Origin of the sequence: Deinococcus misasensis DSM 22328 (assembly GCF_000745915.1) — a bacterium.
Classification (GTDB): domain Bacteria; phylum Deinococcota; class Deinococci; order Deinococcales; family Deinococcaceae; genus Deinococcus_C; species Deinococcus_C misasensis.
In genome coordinates this window covers 151,653-170,794 of the sequence record NZ_JQKG01000003.1, presented here as the reverse complement: position 1 = coordinate 170,794, position 19,142 = coordinate 151,653, and the positions used below count along the sequence as shown (strand labels likewise).

Below are 19,142 nucleotides of genomic sequence, written 5' to 3'. Positions count from 1 at the left end.
ATAACAGGGCATTTACCGCTTTGTGATGCCCGAGTGCTTCAATGAACCCCGAGGAAACGACATGCACATTCTGCTGGTGGAAGATCACAAAGACGTGGCCCGTCCGGTCATCATGATGCTGGAACATGACCGACATCAGGTGCGCTGGGCCAGCACCGCCAGAGCTGCACTGGACCTGATGGCAGAGGCCGAACCCGACCTGTTGATTCTGGACATCATGCTTCCAGACGGCGAGAATGCAGGACTTCAACTGGCAAAACAGCTTCGGGAAGCGGGCTTTGAGCGGCCCATTTTGTTCCTGACCGCCAGAGATGCCATCGAAGACCGCATTGAAGGGCTGGACCTCGGGGGTGATGACTACCTGACCAAGCCGTTTGATGTTCAGGAGTTGCTGGCCCGTGTGCGGGCTTTGTTGCGCCGGGATGGCAGCAACCGCAGCCGGGTGTTTCTGCGTGAACCCTTGAAAGTGGATTTGAAGTTGCGTCGGGTCTGGTGGGATGGGCAGGAAAAACAACTCAGCGAGAAAGAATTTGCCTTGCTGGAGGTGCTGGTGCTGGACAGCGAGAAGGTGTTTTTCAGCGAAGCCCTCGCAGACCGGTTGTTTCCAGACGCCGAGACCCCCCTCCAGTCTTTGCGGATGTACGTGATGCGCCTCAGGGACAAACTGGGGCCTCAGGTGATCGTGACCGTCTCGGGAGGGTACCGCCTTGGACTTTCGTAGCCGCCTGCTGGGAGGATTGGTGCTGGTGGCCCTCATCACCACGGGAACACAAACCACGCTGGGTTATCTGGGGTTTCAGCATTCCCTGCAAAACGATCTGCAGGGTGACCTCGTGCGCTTGGTGGAAACCCTGAAAGTGGCCATCGAGCTGGAACATGAAACCGAGGACGAGGCTTTGCACTTCGAAGTGCTGGAACACCAGCCTGAAGTTCTGGAACTGGAAGGCCGGTGGCAAGTGTTGGAGGGGAACCAAGTGGTGGCCTCCTCTGTGCCGCCCTTTCCACAAAACCTCACGGGCTGGATGGTGAAAAAAGAGACCCTGAATGACCGGACGACCTTGCAGGTGGCCGTCAATGTTGCAGAGCACAATCAGGCTTTGCAGGAATACCTGAAATCCAGCCTCACCACCCTTGGCTTCAGCGTGGTTTTTGCAGTGGTGATGGCCCTTTTGCTCTTGAAGTACCTGCTTTTGCCCCTCTCTAGACTGCAACATGCCATTGGAGAGCTGGCCCGCTCGCATTACCCTTCTCCACTGCAAGCAGAAGGGCATGACGCTCTGGGAGAGCTGACCCGCAGTTTCAACCAGATGGTCAGCCAACTCCGTCAGGCTGCAGACCGGGAACGGAGTTTCACCCGCTACGCTTCCCATGAGTTGCGCACCCCCCTGACCGCCATCAAAGCCAATCTGGGGGCCGTGCAAGCCGGAGTGATGCCCGAGCAGGAATTTTTGGAGGTGGTTTCCAGCAACACCAGGCAAATGGAATCCATCCTGCAGGGCCTGCTTCACCTCGCTCGAGGCACTGGAGAACCCATCCCCTTTGACCTGAAGCAACTGGTCCAAGAACAAATGGGCTCTTTTTCGCCAGAGCAGCAAGCACGCTTCCATTTGCACCCGGACAGCCCCGATCCTCTGGAAGTGAACCTGCCCCGTGTGGCTCTGGGGAATGCCATCCGGAACCTGCTGGACAACGCCCTCAAATACAGCAGTGGACCTGTGGATGTGAACCTTCAGGCCCGCACTTTGCAGGTCCGTGACCACGGACAGGGGGTGCCCGAAGCCCTGCTGGACAAACTGACCGGAGCGTTTTTCAGGGCTTCTACAGACATCGAAGGGAGCGGTCTGGGATTGGCTTATGTGCAGCAGGTGGCAGAGGCCATCGATGGAACTCTGGTGTTCAGGAACCTGCCCGAGGGAGGCTTTGAAGTGCAGTTGTCTTGGTGAACATCAAAAAGCCTCCTGATTTGCAGGAGGCTTTTGAGCGACCCCAAAAGTCAGCCTTTCACACCACTGCCAATGGCAGCCCCTTCCACAAAATACTTCTGGAACGCAAAGAAAATGATGATCACGGGGAGCATCACCAGAATGCTGGCGGCCATCAGGTATTGCCACTGCACTTCTGAGGCGGTGCGGAAGAACTGCAAACCCACTTGCAGGGTATAAAGCTTGTCGCTGTTGAGGTAAAGCAATGGTCCCACGTAAGAATCCCAGGTCCCTTCGAAGGTGAAGATCGCAACAGTGGCCAGAGCGGGTTTGGAGAGCGGAACCATCACTTTCCACCAGATCCACAGGTCGCTGGCCCCATCCACCCGTGCAGCTTCAGAAAGTTCGTTGGGGATGCCCAGGTAAAACTGCCTGAGCAGGAAGGTGAAAAACGCGCCTGCGAAGTAACTCGGGACAATCAGGGGCAGGTAGGTGCCCACCCACCCGAGTTTGGAGAACAGGATGTACTGGGGAATCATGGTGACCATGCCCGGAATCATCATGGTGGACAAGAGGATGGTGAACAGCAGGTTTCGTCCGGGGAAGCGCAGTTTGGCAAACCCGTAAGCCGCCAGAGAGCAGGACAGCAAGGTGCCCACAATCACCGCTGCGGTATACAGGGTGGTGTTGATGGTGTAGCGGGTGAAGGGCGCAAGGGTCCACGCGTGAATGAAGTTTTCCCATTTGATGGGGCTCGGGATCCAGATGGGTGGATTGGCGTACACCTGCACGTCCGGTTTCAGAGCCGTCGAGAGCATCCAGAGGGCCGGGAAGATGATCAGGGCACTGATGATCACCAGCACAACAAAGGCCAGAAATTTGCCGAGCCGGTCCACAAACCGGGTCCCGGTGCCTTTGCGGCGGGTGGGGCTGAGGGGCAGGTTGTCGGTGGTCATTCTTTGGCCTCGCCTTCGTAGTACACCCAGCGTCTGGAGAAGTGGTTTTGCAGCAGGGTGATGCCCAGCGTGATGAACAGCAGAATCCACGCCATGGCAGATGCGTATCCCATGCGGTAGTCCCCGAAAGCGGTTTGCCACATGTACAGCCCGTAAAACAGGGTGGAGTAAGAGGGGCCACCTTTGCCCCCTTCAGACATGATCAGGGCGGCTTCCCAGAATTGCAGGGCTCCGCTGATGCCGGTGATCAGCTTGAAGTAGATGGTGGGGCTCATCATGGGCACGGTGATGCGGAAAAACCGCTGTAAGGGGGTGGCCCCGTCCAGATTGGCGGCTTCATAAAGCTCTTTGGGGATGCCCTGCAACCCGGCAAGGTAGATGATGTACCCCCCGGCGGCCCCCCACATGCTCATGATGATCAGGGCGGGTTTGGCCCAGAGGGGATCACCGAACCAGAATGGCGGGTATTTGATGCCGATGGCCCTTAAGAAGGTGTTGATGGGGCCAAGGTCCGGGTTGAACACCCACAACCACAGCAGCAACACTGCCACCCCGGTCAGCACTTTGGGCAGGAAGAAGATGGTTCTGAACACCCTCTGGCCGGGAATTTTCTGGTTCAGGAGCACGGCGATGGTCAGTCCCACCCCAATGCTGAGGGGCACCGCAAAAACCGCATAAAAGGCAGTGTTGCCCAGAGACACCCAGAAGAACTGGTCATCGAAGAACAGCCGGCGGTAGTTGTCAAAACCCACCCAGCGCATCTGGCTGGTGATGTCGTAGTTGGTGAAACTGGCGAACAGGGAGAACAACATCGGGCCAGCGGTGAACAGCAGAAAGCCGAGCAGCCACGGCATGATGAACAGGTATCCGGTGAGGGCTTCTTTCTGCCGGAGTTTAGACATTCTGGGCATGTGTGCCTCTTTTCTGCGGGCATGTGAATGTGCCTTGCATGGTGGGCCTCCTGGGTGCTGGCCTCGGGTGGGGACCCTGGGGCCTTGAGCGATCCGTTTTTATTTACTTAAATATATTAAAAAATTCGGGATTTTGGTATATGCTGTTCTTAAGAGACCGTCCAGAGTGTGGGGCAGGGGAAGTTCCCTGAGCCCGATTGATCCTTGCATCCACAAATCACCCTCTTCCACCCCGGCCAAAGGAGATTTCCCCTGATGATCACCACCGAACATCCTGCGAAGGTGCTTGCCATCGACATTGGCGGAACCAAACTCGCCATTGGCATCGTCTCCAGAAGCGGAGAACTCCTTGCCTCCCTGCGTTGCCCCACACAGGCCCACGAAGGCCCAGACGCGGTGCTTTCCCGCATTCTGGACCTCAGCCGCACCTTGCTGCAAGACCATGCGGTTGAGGGGGTGGGCGTGGGCTGCGGTGGACCCCTCGACACCACCACCGGCACCATCAAAAACCCCCCCAACCTGCCCGGATGGCTGGACTATCCCCTCGGGAGCCTTCTGAAAGACGCCTTGAATTTGCCGGTGCACATCGACAACGATGCCAATGCTGCTGCCCTTGCGGAACACCAGTTCGGCGCAGGCAGGGGCACCAGACACATGGTTTATCTGACCCTCTCGACAGGCATTGGTGGGGGCATCATCATCGATGGGAAACTGTACCGGGGCAAGCACGGCAACGCCGGAGAACTCGGGCACATCACCATCCAGCACGGAGGGCACCCCTGCAACTGCGGAAACCGGGGGTGTCTGGAAGCCTACTGCTCTGGGACCTCCATCGCAAGAAGGGCCAGAGACCTTGCCCGACAGCACCCGGAAAGCCTGCTGACCCAACTGGCAGGCGACCTTGAGAGCATCCGCGCCGAAACGGTGCTGGAAGCCCTGAAACAGCAAGATCCCCTGACCCGCATGTTCTGGAATCAAACGCTCGACATGCTGGCCGCAGGGATCACCAGCGTGATCCACACCTTTGACCCAGAGCGCATTGTTTTGGGTGGAGGGGTCACCAACTTTGGACCCGAGCTGTTTGAACCCCTCCGCCAGAGGGTGAACACCCTGACCATTCCCGACCTGAATGCCGGAGTGGACATCGTGCCCGCTGAACTCGGGAATGCGGTGGGGATCCTCGGGGCGGCAGCGGTGGCCCTGCAACATGCTTTTCATGAGGTGCTCCGATGACAAGTCATGACATTTTTGAGCTCTACCACACCGCACACCTTGAGGCTTTCCAGAAATTGCCTGAACTGGCCCCCCAGTTGAAACAGATCGGTGACACCTGCATTCAGGCCCTATTGGACGGCAAGAAACTGCTGATTTGTGGAAACGGAGGCAGCGCAGCAGATGCCCAGCATTTCGCTGCCGAACTGACCGGAAGGTACAGGCGCGAACGCCGACCTCTGGCCGCAGTGGCCCTCACCACCGACACCAGCGCCCTGACCTGCATTGGCAACGATTACGCCTATCAGGAGGTGTTCGCAAGGCAGGTGGAAGGGCTCGGGCAGGCGGGAGATGTCTTGATTGGCATTTCCACCAGTGGCAGCAGCCAGAACGTGTTGCGGGCCATCGAAACCGCAAAAGCCAGAGGCCTTCAAACCGTCATGCTGACCGGGGCCAGAGAAGGGGTTCCTGAAGTCGCAGACCTTACGCTGAAAGTCCCGAGCACCACCACCGCCCACATTCAGGAAATGCACATTTTCTGCATCCACGTGATCTGCGAGAACATCGACGAAGCCATTCTGGAAGGACAACATGTCTGAAAAACCCGACCCCCTCCCCTCCTCACCGTCCAAGAAAAAAGCCGTGTTCCACATGATCGGAAACGCCCACATCGACCCGGTGTGGCTGTGGAACTGGCAGGAAGGCTTTCAGGAGGTCAAAGCCACCTTCAGGAGCGCCCTGGACCGCATGCAGGAATACCCGGATTTCGTGTTCACCTGCTCCTCGGCAGCCCACCACGCATGGGTGGAGGAAAACGATCCGGCGATGTTCCGGGAAATCCAAGAGCGGGTCAAAGAAGGACGATGGGAAATCGTGGGCGGATGGTGGGTGCAGCCCGACTGCAATTTGCCCTCTGGAGAGGGTTTTGTGCGGCAGGGACTGTACGGCCAGAGGTACTTTCTGGAAAAATTTGGCACCACCGCCAAGGTCGGCTACAACCCGGATTCGTTCGGGCATGCCGTGACCTTGCCCCAGATCCTCAAAAAGAGCGGGATGGATTATTACACCTTCATGCGGCCCGGGCCCCACGAAATGGGCCTGCCTTCAAGGCTCTTTCAGTGGCAATCGCCGGACGGCTCTCAGGTGCTGACCTTCCGGATTCCCTACGAATACTGCACATGGGGCAAAAACCTTGAGGTGCACATCAAAAAATGCACCACCGAAATCCCAGATGTCAACGAACTGATGGTGTTTTACGGGGTCGGCAACCACGGTGGAGGCCCCACCAGAGAAAACATCGACTCCATCCATCACTTGAACACAAACCCAGAATTCCCCGAGCTGGTGCTCAGCACCCCCAACCGCTACTTTGAAACCGTGGAAAAACGCGAGAAAATCCCGGTGTGGACCGATGAATTGCAAATGCACGCCATCGGATGTTACGCGGCCCACTCGGGCATCAAACAGTGGGTGCGCAAAGCCGAAAACCTGCTGGTCCGCGCCGAGAAATTCTCGGCTCTGGCCCACCACCTGACCGGGCAGCCTTACCCCAGAGCGGAATTTGCAAGGGCATGGAAGAACGTGCTGTTCAACCACTTCCACGACATTCTGGCCGGAACCAGCATCGAAAGCGCCTACGAAGACGCCCGCAACGAACTGGGAGAATCCCTGTCCATTGCTTCCAGAGCCCTGAATTTTGCAGTGCAGAGCATCAGCTGGAACGTCCACATTCCCTTTCTGGAAGGCAGCAAGCCGATTGTGGTCTTCAATCCGCATGGCTTTGAGGCGAAGTTGCCCATCGAACTGGAATACGGCGGTCTGAAACCCGGCGATGTGCTGCTGGACGATCAGGGGAACCCTGTCCCCCATCAGGTGGTGCGCAGCGAAGCCACCGTGTCCGGGTGGCGCAAACGCATCACGTTCATGGCCGACCTGCCTGCTCTGGGGTACCGCACCTACCGGATGGTTCCCGGTGAAGTGCAGCCCACCCCGCAAGAAGCAGCCCCTGAAATCGTTCTGGAAAACCCCTTCCTGAAAGTCACTTTCGATGCCACCCTCGGGGCAATCCAGAGCCTTTACAACAAGGAACTGGACACCGAAATGCTGAAGGCCCCGGCTGCACAGGGATCGGTGTACCACGACCCCTCCGACACCTGGAGCCACGGCATCCTGCGCTACCCAAACCTTGAAGGGCACTTTCAGGGGCAGAGCCTTCAAATCATTGAAGATGGCCCCGTCAAACGGACGGTGCGCATGCGTTCGGTGTACCAGAACAGCACCCTCTGGCAGGACTTCAGCCTGTATGCCCACTCCCGGCACCTCGAAGTGAAAGTCACCGTCCATTGGCACGAAAAACACCGGGTCCTGAAGTTGCTGTTTCCCTTGCAACTGCACTTCCCACAAGCCACCTACGAGGTCCCTTACGGGGTGATCACCCGCCCTGCCGACGAGAACGAAAAACCCGGCCAGAGCTGGCTGGACCTCAGCGGGGTGTACCGGGGCACCGGGCAGATCTGCGGGGTCAGCCTCATCAACGACGCCAAAGCCAGCTACAGCCTGCAAGACACCACCCTCGCCCTGACGGTGCTGCGCAGCCCCATCTACGCCCACCATGACCCTTACGTGCCCTCTGATGACAGGGAATACCGTTACATCGATCAGGGGGAACAGCACTTCACTTACCTGATCCATCCGCATGCAGGCACCTGGCGGGATGCCGAAACGGTAAGGCTCAGCCAGAGCCTCAATCAGCCTGCTGTGGCGATCATCGAAACCTACCATGAGGGGAAACTTCCCTTAAGCCAGTCTCTGGCCCATGTGGACGCCCAAAACGTGCAACTCAGCGTGGTCAAACTGGCCGAAGACGGTTCAGATCTGGTGCTCCGTCTGGTGGAAACCCACGGCCTGAACACCACCTGCAAAGCCACCATGCTCGGGGAGGTGTTCGAGGTGAAGGTGCCTGCTTACGGCATCTGCACTTACAAAGTGCAAAGTGGGGGCTTGCAGGAAACCAATCTGCTGGAGTTCCCTGTGTGAGGGGGAAGTTTACAGTAGACAGCGAGAAAAAGCCCTTCAGGAAGTGAACAAACAGAATAAAAAGCCCAGAGAAATGGCTTTCACTCCTCTGGGCTTTTTTTGGATGGTGCTGACCCATCCAAAAAAAGCAGCCCTGTTGGGGCTGCCTCTGGATGCAAGTTCAAACTTCAACGCTCAAAAATCGCGTTTGCCCTCCTGCACGATTTTCTCGACGGTCTTCTGGGCTTCGTCCAGAGCCTCTTTGGGGTCACGGCCACGCAGCAGCACATCGTCCACAGCTTTGTTGACGGCGGTTTCGTAGGTGGGGGCGTAAACCGGGGCAGGCATCACGAAGGTGTACTTCATGTTGTTGATCAGTTGCTTGAACAGGGGGTTGGGGTTGGCGTTTTGTGCAGTGCGGGACGCTGGGATGTCGTTTTGCTCTGCGGCCCAGACTTTGGCCCCTTCGGTGGCGAGGTAACGGGCAAAAGCAAACGCTTCTTTGGGGTGCTTGGTGCCTTTGGGAATCTCCAGGTTGAATCCGCCACCCCATGAGGTCATGCTGGCGGGTTTTCCGCTCGGGGTGGGCACGGAGACCATTCCCCATTCCATGTCGGGCGCGTTGCGGTTCAGGGTGGTGATGTAGTTGCCGTTGCGCACCACCATGGCCACCTTGCCGCTCATGAATTCGTCCTGTCCGGCTCCACCGAAGGAAGCTTTGAAGCTGGAGTAGTTCTGTGAGCCGTAACGGTCGGTCCACTTCTTCATGAATTCCAGAGCTTTGACGGCGTTGGCGTTGTTGACGCGGGGATCTTCAAATTCTTTGTCGAAGAGGGTGTCTCCAACGTTGCCCACCCATCCGGTGTACCCGAAATCCCCGAAGTTGGGGTGGAAGCCCATCCGCACATAGCGGTCGCCATCTTTCTTGTCGAGCTTGTTGGAGAAGTTCCAGAGGTCATCCCAGGTTTTGGGGGCCTTGTTGGGGTCCAGTCCGACTTCCTTGAAGGCTTTCTTGTTGTAGAAGAGCACTCGGGTGTCGGTCACAAAGGGCAGGGCGTATTGCTTGCCTTTGTAGGTTCCGGTGGCGTACAGGTTGGGGAAGAACAGGTTTTTGGACTGGTCGGCACCCAGAGCGCTCATGTCGGTGATCTGGTTTTTGGCTGCGCGGAATTTGCTGGTGCGGATGTCGATGACCACCACATCAGGTGGGTTTCCTGCAGCCACCCCTGCGAGGGTTTTGTTGATGATCTGGTCGAAGGGGATCCCGGTGTATTCCACCTGAATGTTGGGGTTTTTGGCGTTCCAGGTGTTGATGATCTTGTCGATGGTGGGTCTGCGTTGGGCACTCAACCAGTGGGCCCAGAAATTGAGTTTGACCACTTCTTTCTTGGACTGTGCGAGGCTGGTTCCTGTTCCCAGCATGGAAAGACAGGAGACGGTAAGCAACAGCAAGTGACCTTTACGCATGTGACCTCCTTGGAGTCATCCGGTTGTGCGTTGTATTTATTTTTTAATTATATTAAATAATTGGGATTCGTCAAGGCAGAGGAGGTCGGGGTTAAGGTTCGGGCAAAGTCTGAAGTTTGGCAGGTCGACTGAGACAACCCTCAGCGGTCAGTGAAAAGCTGATCCAGAGGCCTTTGCTTTCGACAACAGCAAGACCGAACAGAAAACCCCTCTCCGGTTTTTCAATGAAGAAGACTTTCCTTCTGGCTGATGGCTGATGGCTGATGGCTGATGGCTGATGGCTGATGGCTGATGGCTGATGGCTCCTTCTGCATCACCCGAACATGCGACTTTGCGTTCCACCTTGGGTCGGGGTTAAGGCCTGAGTTCAGCCACCTGCTCTGGCGTCAATCCCTGAAACGATCTACCTTGCAGAAGAAAAAACACCTTCAAAGCTTCTTCCAGTTCTTCGGTAGCATAAGCTGCCTCATCCAGAGAGCGCCCCGAGACCACCGGACCGTGGTTCGCCAGCAAGACCGCGGTGTGTTTCGCTGCACGGAGGGCAATTTCCTGCCCGAGATGGGTAGAACCGGGCCTGTGGTACGGCACCAGAGGCAAATCGCCAATTTGCATCACGAAGTACGGGGTGATGAACGGAACGCAGGACTCAGGGTTCAGGCCCTGCAAACAGGAAACCGCGACGGCAAAGGTGGAATGCAAGTGCACCACTGCCCGTGCCTCAGGCCGATGCTGATAGTACGCCAGATGCATGAATGCCTCTTTGGAAGGGGGTTTGCCTGAGATGGGGTTGCCCTGAAAGTCCAGCAAGCTGATGTCCTCTGGAAGCAACTCCCCGAGGCAAGAACGGGTCGGGGTGAGGAGCCAGCCGTCTTCCAGACGCACGCTGAGGTTCCCCGAGGTGCCCGGGCAGAGTCCCCTCTGGTACAGCCTGCGACCCACTGTGCAGAGGCGTTCACGCCATTGGGATGCGTTCATGTGACCTCCCACGCTTCTTCAAAGAACCGTTCTGAGCCGAAATTGCCAGATTTGAGGGCCAGATTGAGGCGGTCGGTGGCGGTCCACGGCACCCCCGGACAGATGGCCGGGCCAATCTGGAGGTAGGGCACCTTCAGGGCCTGCACCACCGCTCCAGAGGTCTCACCTCCGGCCACAATGAAACGGGTAAAGCCCCTCTCACTCAGCAGGATTGCAAGACTTGAAAGGGCCTGTTCGATCAGGTGACCAGCTTCCTGTTTCCCGAGCCTCTCCTGCGCAGACTGTACCTCCTCTGGATGACCACTGGCGTAGACCAGAACCGGCAGGTCCTCGGGCTGATTCAGGCACCAGTCCAGAGCCGTTTGCAGGGTGCCTTCAAGATCGCGGGCAAGCTGTTCAGGGTGCAGTTTCAGGTGTGGAAAAATCCTTTTGGCCTGCTCAAGTTGTTGCAGGGTGGCTCTGGAGCAGCTTCCGGCCAGAATGGCTTTGCGCCCCTCAAACCACTCAAAAGGATGGGCTTCTTGATGGGTTGCAGGAGGTTTCAGCCCGAGGGCCAGTCCACTCCCCCCGGTGATCAGTTTCAGGTGGGAGGTGGCCTCTGCAAGGGTGTGGAGGTCTGCATTGCAAAGCGCGTCCGTCAGGATCAAAGACGCCTGCTGGGACAGGGTTTCGAGTGTCTCCCCTGCTGCTTGTGGACCTTTGCACACATGGTCGTGAGAGAGAAGGCCCACCTGAAGGCGACTCTGGGCAGAAAGCACCCGCACCAGATCGGGGTCGGTCATGGGGGTGAGGGGGTGGTGCTGCATGCCGCTTTCGTTCAGCAGGCGACTGCCCACAAACAGGTGCCCCTGATAAAGGGTGCGGCCATTGTCCGGAAAAGCTGGACACAGGATGGTGTGGGTTTCAGAGAGCCGTTCCAGCAGGGCTTCCGTGACTGGACCAATGTTCCCCAGAGGGGTGGAATCAAAGGTGGAGCAGTATTTGAAGTAAAACCTCTGGCAGCCCACCCTTTGCAGGAAATCCAGTGCCTTCAGGGCCTCATCAACTGCTTCTGAAGCGGGAACGGTGCGGATTTTGAGGGCCACCACCAGAGCGTCTACCTCCGGCAGTGGTCCCTCGGGCAGTCCGGTGGTCAGTACCACACGGAAACCGGATTTCACCAGGTTGCTGGCCAGGTCGGTGCCTCCGGTGAAATCATCGGCGATGCAGCCCAGCACGGGCATGGTCAGCGTCCTGCGGCCCAGAGCAAGCCGCACACGGTCAGGGCTTCCACCTCGGGCACCTGCATGTCACTGAGGGCATGCCCGATGGACTGGTAGAAGACCCTCCCCTTGCCGTGCATGCGGGTCCATGCCACCGGCATCACAATGCCTTCCAGCCACGGGGCGTGTTCCCCATCAAAGGTGGTGGTGGCCAGCACATGGTTGCCGGGGTCCACGTGCATGAAATACTGCTCGGTGACCACCTGAAAATCAGCGAGGCCCTGACTGATCGTGTGGTCATGGTCCTTGATTTGCACGCTGTAGGGGCGGATGTTGCCGGGATGGCTGACGAATTGCCCTCCGGTCATGAACTGGAATTCGGTGTCTTCGCGGAAACTGTCTCCCATTCCGCCGTGAATTCCGGCCAATCCGGTGCCGTTCAGAACGGCCTCGCGGATCCGTTTGCTGCTCTCTCCAGAGATTTTGTCCATGGTCACGTGGGGCACGATCAGGTCCACCTGCACATCTTCTTCAGAAAGGGGGACGGTGTGGCTCTGGCTTTTCACTTCAAAGCCGTGCTGTTCGAGCCTTTGGGTGAACCATGTGTTGAATCCGACCGGGTCGTGGCCTTCCCAGCCACCGTAAAGGATCAGGGCTTTTGGCATGCGTTTTCCTCCATGAGGGTGTGAACTTCAGAAAGCGAAGGGGCGTGGGCTCCGGGCTGGGTGCAGGCAGCTGCACCGCATCCCAGCGCAAAAGCAAGCAGGTCAGAGGGTGGGGCTTCAGGGAAAGTGAGCAGATGGTACAGCAGGCCAGCCATGCTGGCGTCTCCGGCTCCCACGGTGTCCCTGACGTTTACAGTGTATCCAGCGTGCCTGAAGACCGCTTCAGTTGTATGCAGTTCTGCCCCCAAGCTGCCTTTTGTCAAAAGCACCTGTAGGTCAGGGTTGAACTTGAGAATGTCCTGCACGTTGGTTTTCAGGCCGAGGAGGTCTTCATCCGAGACTTTCAGGTGTTTCAAGAATGGCAAAAGTTGCCAGAACAGGGAGCGGAACCCCTCGGCCTCCTGAGCCCTGAAATTGGGATCGTAAGCCACATCGATGCCCTGCCGAACAAGGTCCTGCACGAAAGGAACCATCTGGTGCAGGAGGGGTGAACGCACCACACTGATCCCACCAAGGTAGACCAGTTTGGCTGTGCGGCACAGGCTGGCCGAAGGAACCAGTTGGCGGTCGCTGCCCCCTTCGGCACGGAAAGCATAGGTGGCCGGATGGGACTGGAACACGAAAGACAGGCTGGTGGGCGCAGGGGTCCTCTGGATCAAGTCGGTGCGGATACCGGCCTTCACGGTGGCTTCCAGCAAGGTTTCGCCAAACGGGTCGGTGCTGATCGCCCCCATGAATCCGGGCGTGATCCCGAGCTTGGCCATCACCCGGGCCACGTTCCATGCACTGCCTCCGGGCCGGGTCAGCCAGCTTTTGTCCTCCTGTCGGAGAAAATCCATCAGGACGCCCCCCACCGCAATGAACTTCACCACAAACCCCCAAACACCGGGCATTCCCCACGCTGCACGCACTCGTGGGCATAGATGTACATGGCGGTGGACCAGCTCTGGCCGCGAAAACCTGCCGGTTTGCCGCTCCTGCCGTGAAACCATTCGTTGAAGTCCCATTCCTGACCGGGCTCTCGGGCCATGCGGTTCATTTCGGTGAGACGTGCGAGCTGGTGTCTGGCCTCCGCAAGCCTGCCAGCTTTCACCAGAGCGGCCACGTAAAAGCCGCCCAGAAACGGCCACGCTCCGCCGTTGTGGTAATGGTCGGGCAGGTTGAGGTTGCGCACCCGGTAGTATTCACGCCATTCCCGCTCTCCGGGCATCACCGGAGGGTACAGGGCTTTGATGGGGTGGGGCTCATCGATGCCGTGGCTGCGGATGAAATCGAAAATTCTGGCGGTTTGCTGCTCATTTGCCACCCCGAACAGAATGGCACACAGGTTCCCGAAGGTGTCAAAGCGGTCACACCAGTCCCGGAAGGCCATGTAAGGCAGAAAGTACGGCCTTTCCTGATACAGGTTCACGGTGGCCCGGATCGGGTACAGCCATTCCTTGCGGTGGTTCTCCACCCACCCGAGGTCTTTGGGCACCTCGGGTCCCACCCACAGCAGGGTGTTGATTTTGAAGCGGATGTCCTCTGCACGCTGCAAATACACCTCCGGGTCTTGCCCGAGCGCTTCTGCCATGCCAGCCATGCTTTTCTGGGCAGCGTACCAGAGCACGTTGGGCCACAGGCTGTTGTAACGGTTGGCAAACAAATCGGCCCAGTCCATCGCCTCGTGGACCTCCAGCAGGCCACATTCGTTGGAATCCTGATATTCCAGCCAGGTGTAAGCCCGCTGGATGGCCTGCCACGCTGCTTTCAGACGCATGGTGTCCTGATCCATCTGGTGGGTGTAATGCTGCCCGATGATGAACCACAAACTGTTGTCGATGCACCCGGCATGGGCGGTGTCCACCACCACTTGTGGCTTGCCCTCTCCCACCTGCAGACTTCCCCCGTGGGCAATCAATGCCGGGTCGGGAATCCCAGTGAATCCCACGTTGTGCGGAATGTTCCCGAGCCTGCTCTGGTAGGCTTGCAGGGTGTTCAGGCTGCGCCGCATGATCTCCGGTCCCTGAGGGTCGCGGGTCACCATCAAACCCAGACCGCAAATCATGCTGTCTCTGGCCCACACCTGCTGGTAAGCGGTGCTGGACCCCAGAAGCCCGAGGGGGCTTCCGTTGGCGAGCAGGCGTTTCTCGGCAATTTCACGGGCCTGATCCATCACTGTCCTCCTTGCTGATGGGCGTGCCACACGCACCTGCGGGCAAACTGGTCGATCAGGTCTCCTGCCACCCAGTGAAAATCTGCCCGCACTTCTGGGAGGTCCTCAAACAGCACTTCCCTGAGGCGGGTGTCCTGCGGGTGGTCAATCACCGCGAGGGAGAGTTTCAGGATGCGCACACAGCCTTTGAGTTTGCGGGTCCATGGCAGCAGGTCGGTGAGCAGGTCACGGTTTTGCAGGTGCTCCAGACGAAACACCGCGTGTTCAAGTTGCAAGGCAACGTCCCTCAAATGCATTGAAGGGGCTTCGGAAAGCTGGATGGGTGGGCGACCCTGCAATTCTGGTCCGGCCTGCTCGGGCGCCCCTCCCCTTTCCTGCCAGAAGTGGTCCATCAGGGGGTACAGGAGATTGTCCAGCGCCTCATGTGGACCCAGAGGGTCCCGTCTGGCCAGTTCGGCAAGCCACTGCACGGCTCTGGCGTCCTGAGGGTTTCCGGTGCATCTCAAAAGCGCACGTTCCCACGCCTGAAACGGCTGGTACTGCTCACCAAGCTGCAGGTATTCGCTGAAGGTGATCAGGGGGATTTTGCTGGCCTCAGGTTGCAGGGCAAGGTTCAGGAGGATGCCCGAGCTTTCCTGCCACACCCCGGCCTCCCGGTTGCGGTAAGGCAGCAGGTGCGGATCGAAACGCATGTCCAGATCGTTGACCGGATAGTTGTCCCAGTACACCACCTTGCGTTTCAGGATGGCGGAAACCCTCAGGGTTTCTTCCCTTGTGATGCTCGGGCTGCACACGTCCGAGCCCGTCCAGAACACTTCAGTCTCTGGGGGCAGTTTCTCCCCGAGTTCCCGCAGGTAAGCAGAGTCGCCGCTGCCATAGTACTCGGTGGGCACAAAGGAAAAGACGCCGGGCGTGTGCTTTTGAAGCGTGTGGCACAACTGGCTCTGGGCGTTGGCCAGCGTTCCAAAGGCCTCTGCATCATCCTCATAGCGGAAACGGTCGGGCATGTCATCAAGGAAAAGCGAAAAAGACTGCACGCCGATATCCAGAAACTGCTGTTGTTTGTCAAGCAGGAGGCTGAGGTCTTGTGGATCGCTGTAATGGAATTCCAGAGGGCTCAGCCCCACCATGAAATCCACTCCGCAGGACCGGGCGTGCTCGGTCAGTCGGGCGAAAAGGGCCATTTCCTCTGGGGTGTAGGGTTCACGCCAGCGGTTGCGGTGCTGGGTGTCGTTTTTGGGTCCGTACAGGTAGGTGTTCAGCCCGAGGTCACCCATCAGGGCAATCAAACTGTGGCGCTCCGCGAAGCGGTACGGCCTGCCGTAAAAACCTTCGATCACGCCGCTGAATCGGGTCATGGATGAGGCTCCTGAAGTTGCTGGTGCAATTCCTGCAAGGTTTCCGCCCGGTGTTGCAACTGGTCCAGCCACTCGGGGGTGATCCGCACCGGGTCCCAGTGACCCCCGAGCAGCAAGGTGGGTTTTTCAGCCTGCAACATCCGGGCCACCTGCACGAAATCGGCCGGGTCAAAGCCGTTCTGGTAAATGTAATTCAGGGACAGACCGTCATCTGCGAGCACGTCCCCCTGAAAAAGCAGGCGTTCACCGTCGATGTCCAGCAGGAGGCCCACCGCATGGGGGGTGTGACCGGGCAGGGGGAGCACTTTGAAAATATGTTCCTCCCACACGAAGGTTTCTTCTACAATTTGGTCCGCTTTGATGGGGTCAAACCACTGGCAGGGCACATCCCACTGCTCGGGGTGCTCGAGAACTTCGGCAAACCGTCTGGGCAGCAAGACCCGAGTTCCATGCACCCGTTTTAAAAGGGGAATTCCGGCCACATGGTCATCGTGGATGTGGGTGGGGATCACCGCGTCGATGTGGGTCACTCCGAAAGCTTTCAGGTGGGGCAGGTTGTACAGCCACGGCCTGCGGGCGTGCCTTTCGGTGCTGTCGGCCATGCCGAACATGAAGTCATAACCAAAATCGATGAACAGGGCTTTGCCACTGCTGGACAGCACCACGTAATGGTGGGCGAAACTGGTGCGGTTCATCAGAACGCACTTGGTCACTGGAACGAAAGGGGCATCCCTGAGGATTTTGAGGCGCGGGTTGTGACGCCTCAACTGCACCAGAGCCCACAGGCGATCAACCGTCAGGGACAGTGCCGTCTGAGCGTCCCACATGATTTGACCGTGAGCGGGAAGCAGCACATCGATGTTGCGGTCTTGCAGGTCCAGCAAAGACAGGACCGACCCGGCCAGACCTTCCCCTCCGCCGTAACTCCACTGGGTGAACGACAGGTCCAGCACCTGACCGGGACCCGACAGCAAATCCCCCACAAAGGCAAAGCGTTTCCGCTGATGGTCGAGGAGCAAGGTCACACTGCCCGGCGTGTGTCCGGGGGTGGGCACCACTTCAAAAGTCCCGAGCCGTTCAATGCGGTCGTGATCCAGCAGTTTTCCAGCTTCCCGACCGGTTTTCGGGAGGTGGTCGTCTTGCAGGACCCGGTAACGGTTGAACCGCTGACGGCGGGCCAAAACCTCCTCTGGATGGGTGAAAAGGGGGTGCTCGGCCTCGGGGACCTCCACCTGAAGTGTGTCCGGGATGCCTGCGCTTTCAGGGTGCACGTGGGTGAGCAGCACCCCGAGCACTTCCGTCACCCCGAGGGTGTCCAGTTGCGCTAAAGCTTCCGGGTGGTGCTCGATCAGGACGGCACGGTGCCCTTCAATCAGGGCGTAGCAGTGGTGGCTGGACAGAAAAGCATAGAGGCCACCGTGAATCTGTTGCCACACGTCAGTCCTCCATGGGTGCCGGAGGGGTGAAGGTCGAGTGGACCTCCACAAAACCCCCCTGCTGAATCGAGCGGTGGGCGGCTTCAAACAGGTCCACGATGTGCGCGGCCTGCTCACCACTGGCCCGGTGGGGACGGTTTTCCCGAATCGCAGAGGCCATCTCGCTCAACCCGAGGGCGTACCGGAAAGGGATTTTGCTGGAGGGGTCCTCGGGTTGGGGTTCGTAAGGTTTGCCAAACGGGGCCTGTTCCAGCGTGGCGGAAGGCTCCACCCAGTTGGAGAGGTGGAGTTGCCCTTCATCCCCATGGAACTCGATGCCGGTCTGTTTGCTGGTGTGGGTCACGTAAAAAGAGCAGGTGAGGCGCACCACCGGACCACTGTGCAGTTCGATCATCAGCACGTACCAGTCCGGGGCCTGCACCTCGAAGGGCACCCCCCTTTTGCTGACCCGGTCTTTCTTGAGGACCGTGCCATACGCCCACACCCGCTTGGCTGGACCGAAAATGCTGGTGATCACCATCATGGGGTAAACGCCCACGTCCCTGAGCGGTCCAACCTCATAAAAACTGAAGGGGGTGGGGTGCCAGGTTTCGATGCGCCCGTGGTTGGTTTCCGCATAAATCATGCGCACTTCCCCGATGGCCCCCGAGCGCAAGGTGCGCAGGGCTTTCTGCTGGGCCTCCCCCATGAAGGTGATGGGAGCGCATCCCAGACGGACCCCATTTGCCTGCGCAGCCTCCACAAGTGCTCTGGCTTCACTGCTGCTGGAGGCCAGAGGTTTTTCACTGAACACGTGCTTGGAGGCTTGCAGGGCCTGCATGGACACCTCGAAGTGGGCGGGCAGAATGGTCAGGTTGAGGACCACATCCACCTCTGGATCGGCCAGCAGCGCTTCATAGGTGGGGTAAGCCTTGCAGTTCGCTTCGAGGGCCAGCTTGTCCCGTTTTTCCGGATCGAGGTCAAAGCAGCCCAGCAGGTGCAGGTTGTCAAAGGTCTGGATTTCCCGGGCGTACACGGCAGCGATCACGCCGCAGCCCACCACCGCCACATTCACTCTGTTCACAGCCATCCCTCCAGCAGCACCCGAGAGCGCCTGATGTCTTCATTGGGTTTGTAAGCATGGGGTTCGTGCTCCACGCTGATTTTTCCGGTGTAACCGATCTCTTTGAGGGCCTCCACACACGCCTGAAGGTCCACCACCCCATCCTGATAACCGCAGGTTTCGTGGGTGCCCACCTTGCACACGTCTTTGAGGTGGATGTGCACCAGACGGTCTTTCAGTTCCCGGATCGCCTGATCGGCAGGGTATTGCTGGGTGCCGTACCATCCGGTGTCGATGGTGGTGCCGATCACGTCGGTGTCGGTGTCGCCAATCTTGTCCAGCACCTCCTGAGGGGTTTTCTCGGGGTGGTTTTCGTAAGCGAACACGAGGCCGTACTTGCGAAGCTGCTCCACCAGAAACGGGCGGTTTTTGAACAGCAGGGGGGTGGCTCCGGCCAGAATGGAAATCCCCAGACGCTGCATCAATTCGCAGGTTTTCAGGAATTCCTCTTCGGTGTCCCCGAAGCCCCCGCAGTAGGCAAACACCGACATGTTGCGTTCTGTCAGGAGGCTTTGCAGGACCTCCACATGCTCTGAAGTCCACCACTTCTGGTTGAGGTGGAAATGCCAGAGTTCCAGTTGCGAGAACCCCAGATCCTGAATTTCCGCCAGCATGTCATCCATGCGTTCACGGAACGTCTCGATGGGAGAGAAATACAGCCGACTGGTGCGGCAAGCGATGCCCCAGTCCTCCTCGCTGGAATAGAACGCCTGACGGTAGGCAAAGTTGGCGGTGTTGAAAGCCATATCTCGGGTCATGGGTGCCT

The 19,142-nt window shown here is 58.4% G+C and carries 17 protein-coding genes; 5 read left to right on the top strand and 12 right to left on the bottom strand.

Annotation, left to right across the window (positions count from 1 at the left end):
* Window positions 1-61 precede the first annotated feature (61 nt).
* Window positions 62-721, top strand: coding sequence for a response regulator transcription factor (locus Q371_RS03905; protein WP_034336355.1), 660 nt, complete (start codon window positions 62-64; stop codon window positions 719-721).
* Window positions 708-1,943: a sensor histidine kinase gene (locus tag Q371_RS03900; protein ID WP_157442500.1), complete on the top strand. Its 1,236-nt coding sequence runs from the start codon at window positions 708-710 to the stop codon at window positions 1,941-1,943. Before Q371_RS03905 ends, Q371_RS03900 begins: the two co-directional genes overlap by 14 nt.
* 50 nt (window positions 1,944-1,993) lie before the next feature.
* On the opposite strand, the gene Q371_RS03895 is transcribed toward Q371_RS03900, so the two are convergent.
* Window positions 1,994-2,878: a carbohydrate ABC transporter permease gene (locus Q371_RS03895; RefSeq protein ID WP_051963177.1), complete on the bottom strand. Its 885-nt coding sequence runs from the start codon at window positions 2,876-2,878 to the stop codon at window positions 1,994-1,996.
* Window positions 2,875-3,789, bottom strand: a complete 915-nt coding sequence (locus Q371_RS03890; RefSeq protein WP_034336349.1) for a carbohydrate ABC transporter permease — start codon at window positions 3,787-3,789, stop codon at window positions 2,875-2,877. The genes Q371_RS03895 and Q371_RS03890 overlap by 4 nt, the downstream gene beginning before the upstream one ends.
* Window positions 3,790-4,044: 255 nt before the next feature.
* On the opposite strand from Q371_RS03890, the gene Q371_RS03885 reads away from it, so the two are divergent.
* Genes Q371_RS03885 through Q371_RS03875 form a run of 3 tightly spaced genes read left to right on the top strand, consistent with a single transcriptional unit; the run spans window position 4,045 to window position 8,037 of the window.
* Window positions 4,045-5,022, top strand: a complete 978-nt coding sequence (locus tag Q371_RS03885) for an ROK family protein (protein WP_034336346.1) — start codon at window positions 4,045-4,047, stop codon at window positions 5,020-5,022.
* Window positions 5,019-5,600 carry a D-sedoheptulose-7-phosphate isomerase gene (locus tag Q371_RS03880; protein WP_034336343.1) on the top strand — a complete coding sequence of 194 codons (582 nt, stop codon included), beginning with the start codon at window positions 5,019-5,021 and terminating at the stop codon, window positions 5,598-5,600. The genes Q371_RS03885 and Q371_RS03880 overlap by 4 nt, the downstream gene beginning before the upstream one ends.
* Window positions 5,593-8,037 (top strand): alpha-mannosidase, encoded by a 2,445-nt coding sequence (locus tag Q371_RS03875; RefSeq protein WP_051963175.1) that lies wholly within the window; start codon window positions 5,593-5,595, stop codon window positions 8,035-8,037. The genes Q371_RS03880 and Q371_RS03875 overlap by 8 nt, the downstream gene beginning before the upstream one ends.
* Before the next feature lie 174 nt (window positions 8,038-8,211).
* On the opposite strand, the gene Q371_RS03870 is transcribed toward Q371_RS03875, so the two are convergent.
* The 10 genes from Q371_RS03870 to Q371_RS03825 form a co-directional block, all read right to left on the bottom strand.
* The gene (locus Q371_RS03870; RefSeq protein WP_034336340.1) at window positions 8,212-9,483 is read right to left on the bottom strand and encodes an ABC transporter substrate-binding protein; all 1,272 of its coding nucleotides are present in this window, start codon (window positions 9,481-9,483) and stop codon (window positions 8,212-8,214) included.
* Window positions 9,484-9,837: 354 nt separating this feature from the next.
* Window positions 9,838-10,458 carry a 3-oxo-tetronate 4-phosphate decarboxylase gene (gene otnC, locus Q371_RS03865; RefSeq protein WP_034336337.1) on the bottom strand — a complete coding sequence of 207 codons (621 nt, stop codon included), beginning with the start codon at window positions 10,456-10,458 and terminating at the stop codon, window positions 9,838-9,840.
* On the bottom strand, window positions 10,455-11,681 hold the full coding sequence (otnK, locus tag Q371_RS03860) for a 3-oxo-tetronate kinase (protein ID WP_034336334.1): 1,227 nt from the start codon (window positions 11,679-11,681) through the stop codon (window positions 10,455-10,457). Before otnK ends, otnC begins: the two co-directional genes overlap by 4 nt.
* 2 nt (window positions 11,682-11,683) lie before the next feature.
* On the bottom strand, window positions 11,684-12,325 hold the full coding sequence (locus Q371_RS03855) for a ThuA domain-containing protein (protein WP_034336331.1): 642 nt from the start codon (window positions 12,323-12,325) through the stop codon (window positions 11,684-11,686).
* Window positions 12,310-13,194 carry a carbohydrate kinase family protein gene (locus tag Q371_RS25270; RefSeq protein WP_169743785.1) on the bottom strand — a complete coding sequence of 295 codons (885 nt, stop codon included), beginning with the start codon at window positions 13,192-13,194 and terminating at the stop codon, window positions 12,310-12,312. Before Q371_RS25270 ends, Q371_RS03855 begins: the two co-directional genes overlap by 16 nt.
* Window positions 13,191-14,480 (bottom strand): amylo-alpha-1,6-glucosidase, encoded by a 1,290-nt coding sequence (locus Q371_RS03845; RefSeq protein WP_034336328.1) that lies wholly within the window; start codon window positions 14,478-14,480, stop codon window positions 13,191-13,193. Before Q371_RS03845 ends, Q371_RS25270 begins: the two co-directional genes overlap by 4 nt.
* Window positions 14,480-15,838: a protein O-GlcNAcase gene (locus tag Q371_RS25265; RefSeq protein WP_051963171.1), complete on the bottom strand. Its 1,359-nt coding sequence runs from the start codon at window positions 15,836-15,838 to the stop codon at window positions 14,480-14,482. Before Q371_RS25265 ends, Q371_RS03845 begins: the two co-directional genes overlap by 1 nt.
* Entirely contained in the window at window positions 15,835-17,274 is a 1,440-nt protein-coding gene (locus Q371_RS03835; protein ID WP_034336325.1) for an MBL fold metallo-hydrolase, read from the bottom strand. Before Q371_RS03835 ends, Q371_RS25265 begins: the two co-directional genes overlap by 4 nt.
* A 1-nt stretch (window position 17,275) precedes the next feature.
* The gene (locus Q371_RS03830) at window positions 17,276-18,337 is read right to left on the bottom strand and encodes a Gfo/Idh/MocA family protein (protein WP_211253797.1); all 1,062 of its coding nucleotides are present in this window, start codon (window positions 18,335-18,337) and stop codon (window positions 17,276-17,278) included.
* A complete protein-coding gene (locus Q371_RS03825) occupies window positions 18,334-19,134 on the bottom strand; it encodes a sugar phosphate isomerase/epimerase family protein (RefSeq protein WP_034336319.1) in 801 nt (266 codons plus the stop codon). The genes Q371_RS03830 and Q371_RS03825 overlap by 4 nt, the downstream gene beginning before the upstream one ends.
* Window positions 19,135-19,142: the final 8 nt, after the last annotated feature.

Bases quoted from the DNA above. Each gene is read 5' to 3' on its own strand.
- Q371_RS03825 (WP_034336319.1), bottom strand. From the start codon at position 19,134: ATGACCCGAGATATGGCTTTCAACACCGCCAACTTTGCCTACCGTCAG.
- Q371_RS03890 (WP_034336349.1), bottom strand. From the start codon at position 3,789: ATGCCCAGAATGTCTAAACTCCGGCAGAAAGAAGCCCTCACCGGATAC.
- Q371_RS03855 (WP_034336331.1), bottom strand. From the start codon at position 12,325: ATGCCAAAAGCCCTGATCCTTTACGGTGGCTGGGAAGGCCACGACCCG.
- otnC (WP_034336337.1), bottom strand. From the start codon at position 10,458: ATGAACGCATCCCAATGGCGTGAACGCCTCTGCACAGTGGGTCGCAGG.
- Q371_RS03880 (WP_034336343.1), top strand. From the start codon at position 5,019: ATGACAAGTCATGACATTTTTGAGCTCTACCACACCGCACACCTTGAG.
- Q371_RS03905 (WP_034336355.1), top strand. From the start codon at position 62: ATGCACATTCTGCTGGTGGAAGATCACAAAGACGTGGCCCGTCCGGTC.
- Q371_RS03895 (WP_051963177.1), bottom strand. From the start codon at position 2,878: ATGACCACCGACAACCTGCCCCTCAGCCCCACCCGCCGCAAAGGCACC.
- Q371_RS03870 (WP_034336340.1), bottom strand. From the start codon at position 9,483: ATGCGTAAAGGTCACTTGCTGTTGCTTACCGTCTCCTGTCTTTCCATG.
- Q371_RS25265 (WP_051963171.1), bottom strand. From the start codon at position 15,838: ATGACCCGATTCAGCGGCGTGATCGAAGGTTTTTACGGCAGGCCGTAC.
- Q371_RS03885 (WP_034336346.1), top strand. From the start codon at position 4,045: ATGATCACCACCGAACATCCTGCGAAGGTGCTTGCCATCGACATTGGC.
- Q371_RS03875 (WP_051963175.1), top strand. From the start codon at position 5,593: ATGTCTGAAAAACCCGACCCCCTCCCCTCCTCACCGTCCAAGAAAAAA.
- Q371_RS03845 (WP_034336328.1), bottom strand. From the start codon at position 14,480: ATGGATCAGGCCCGTGAAATTGCCGAGAAACGCCTGCTCGCCAACGGA.
- otnK (WP_034336334.1), bottom strand. From the start codon at position 11,681: ATGCCCGTGCTGGGCTGCATCGCCGATGATTTCACCGGAGGCACCGAC.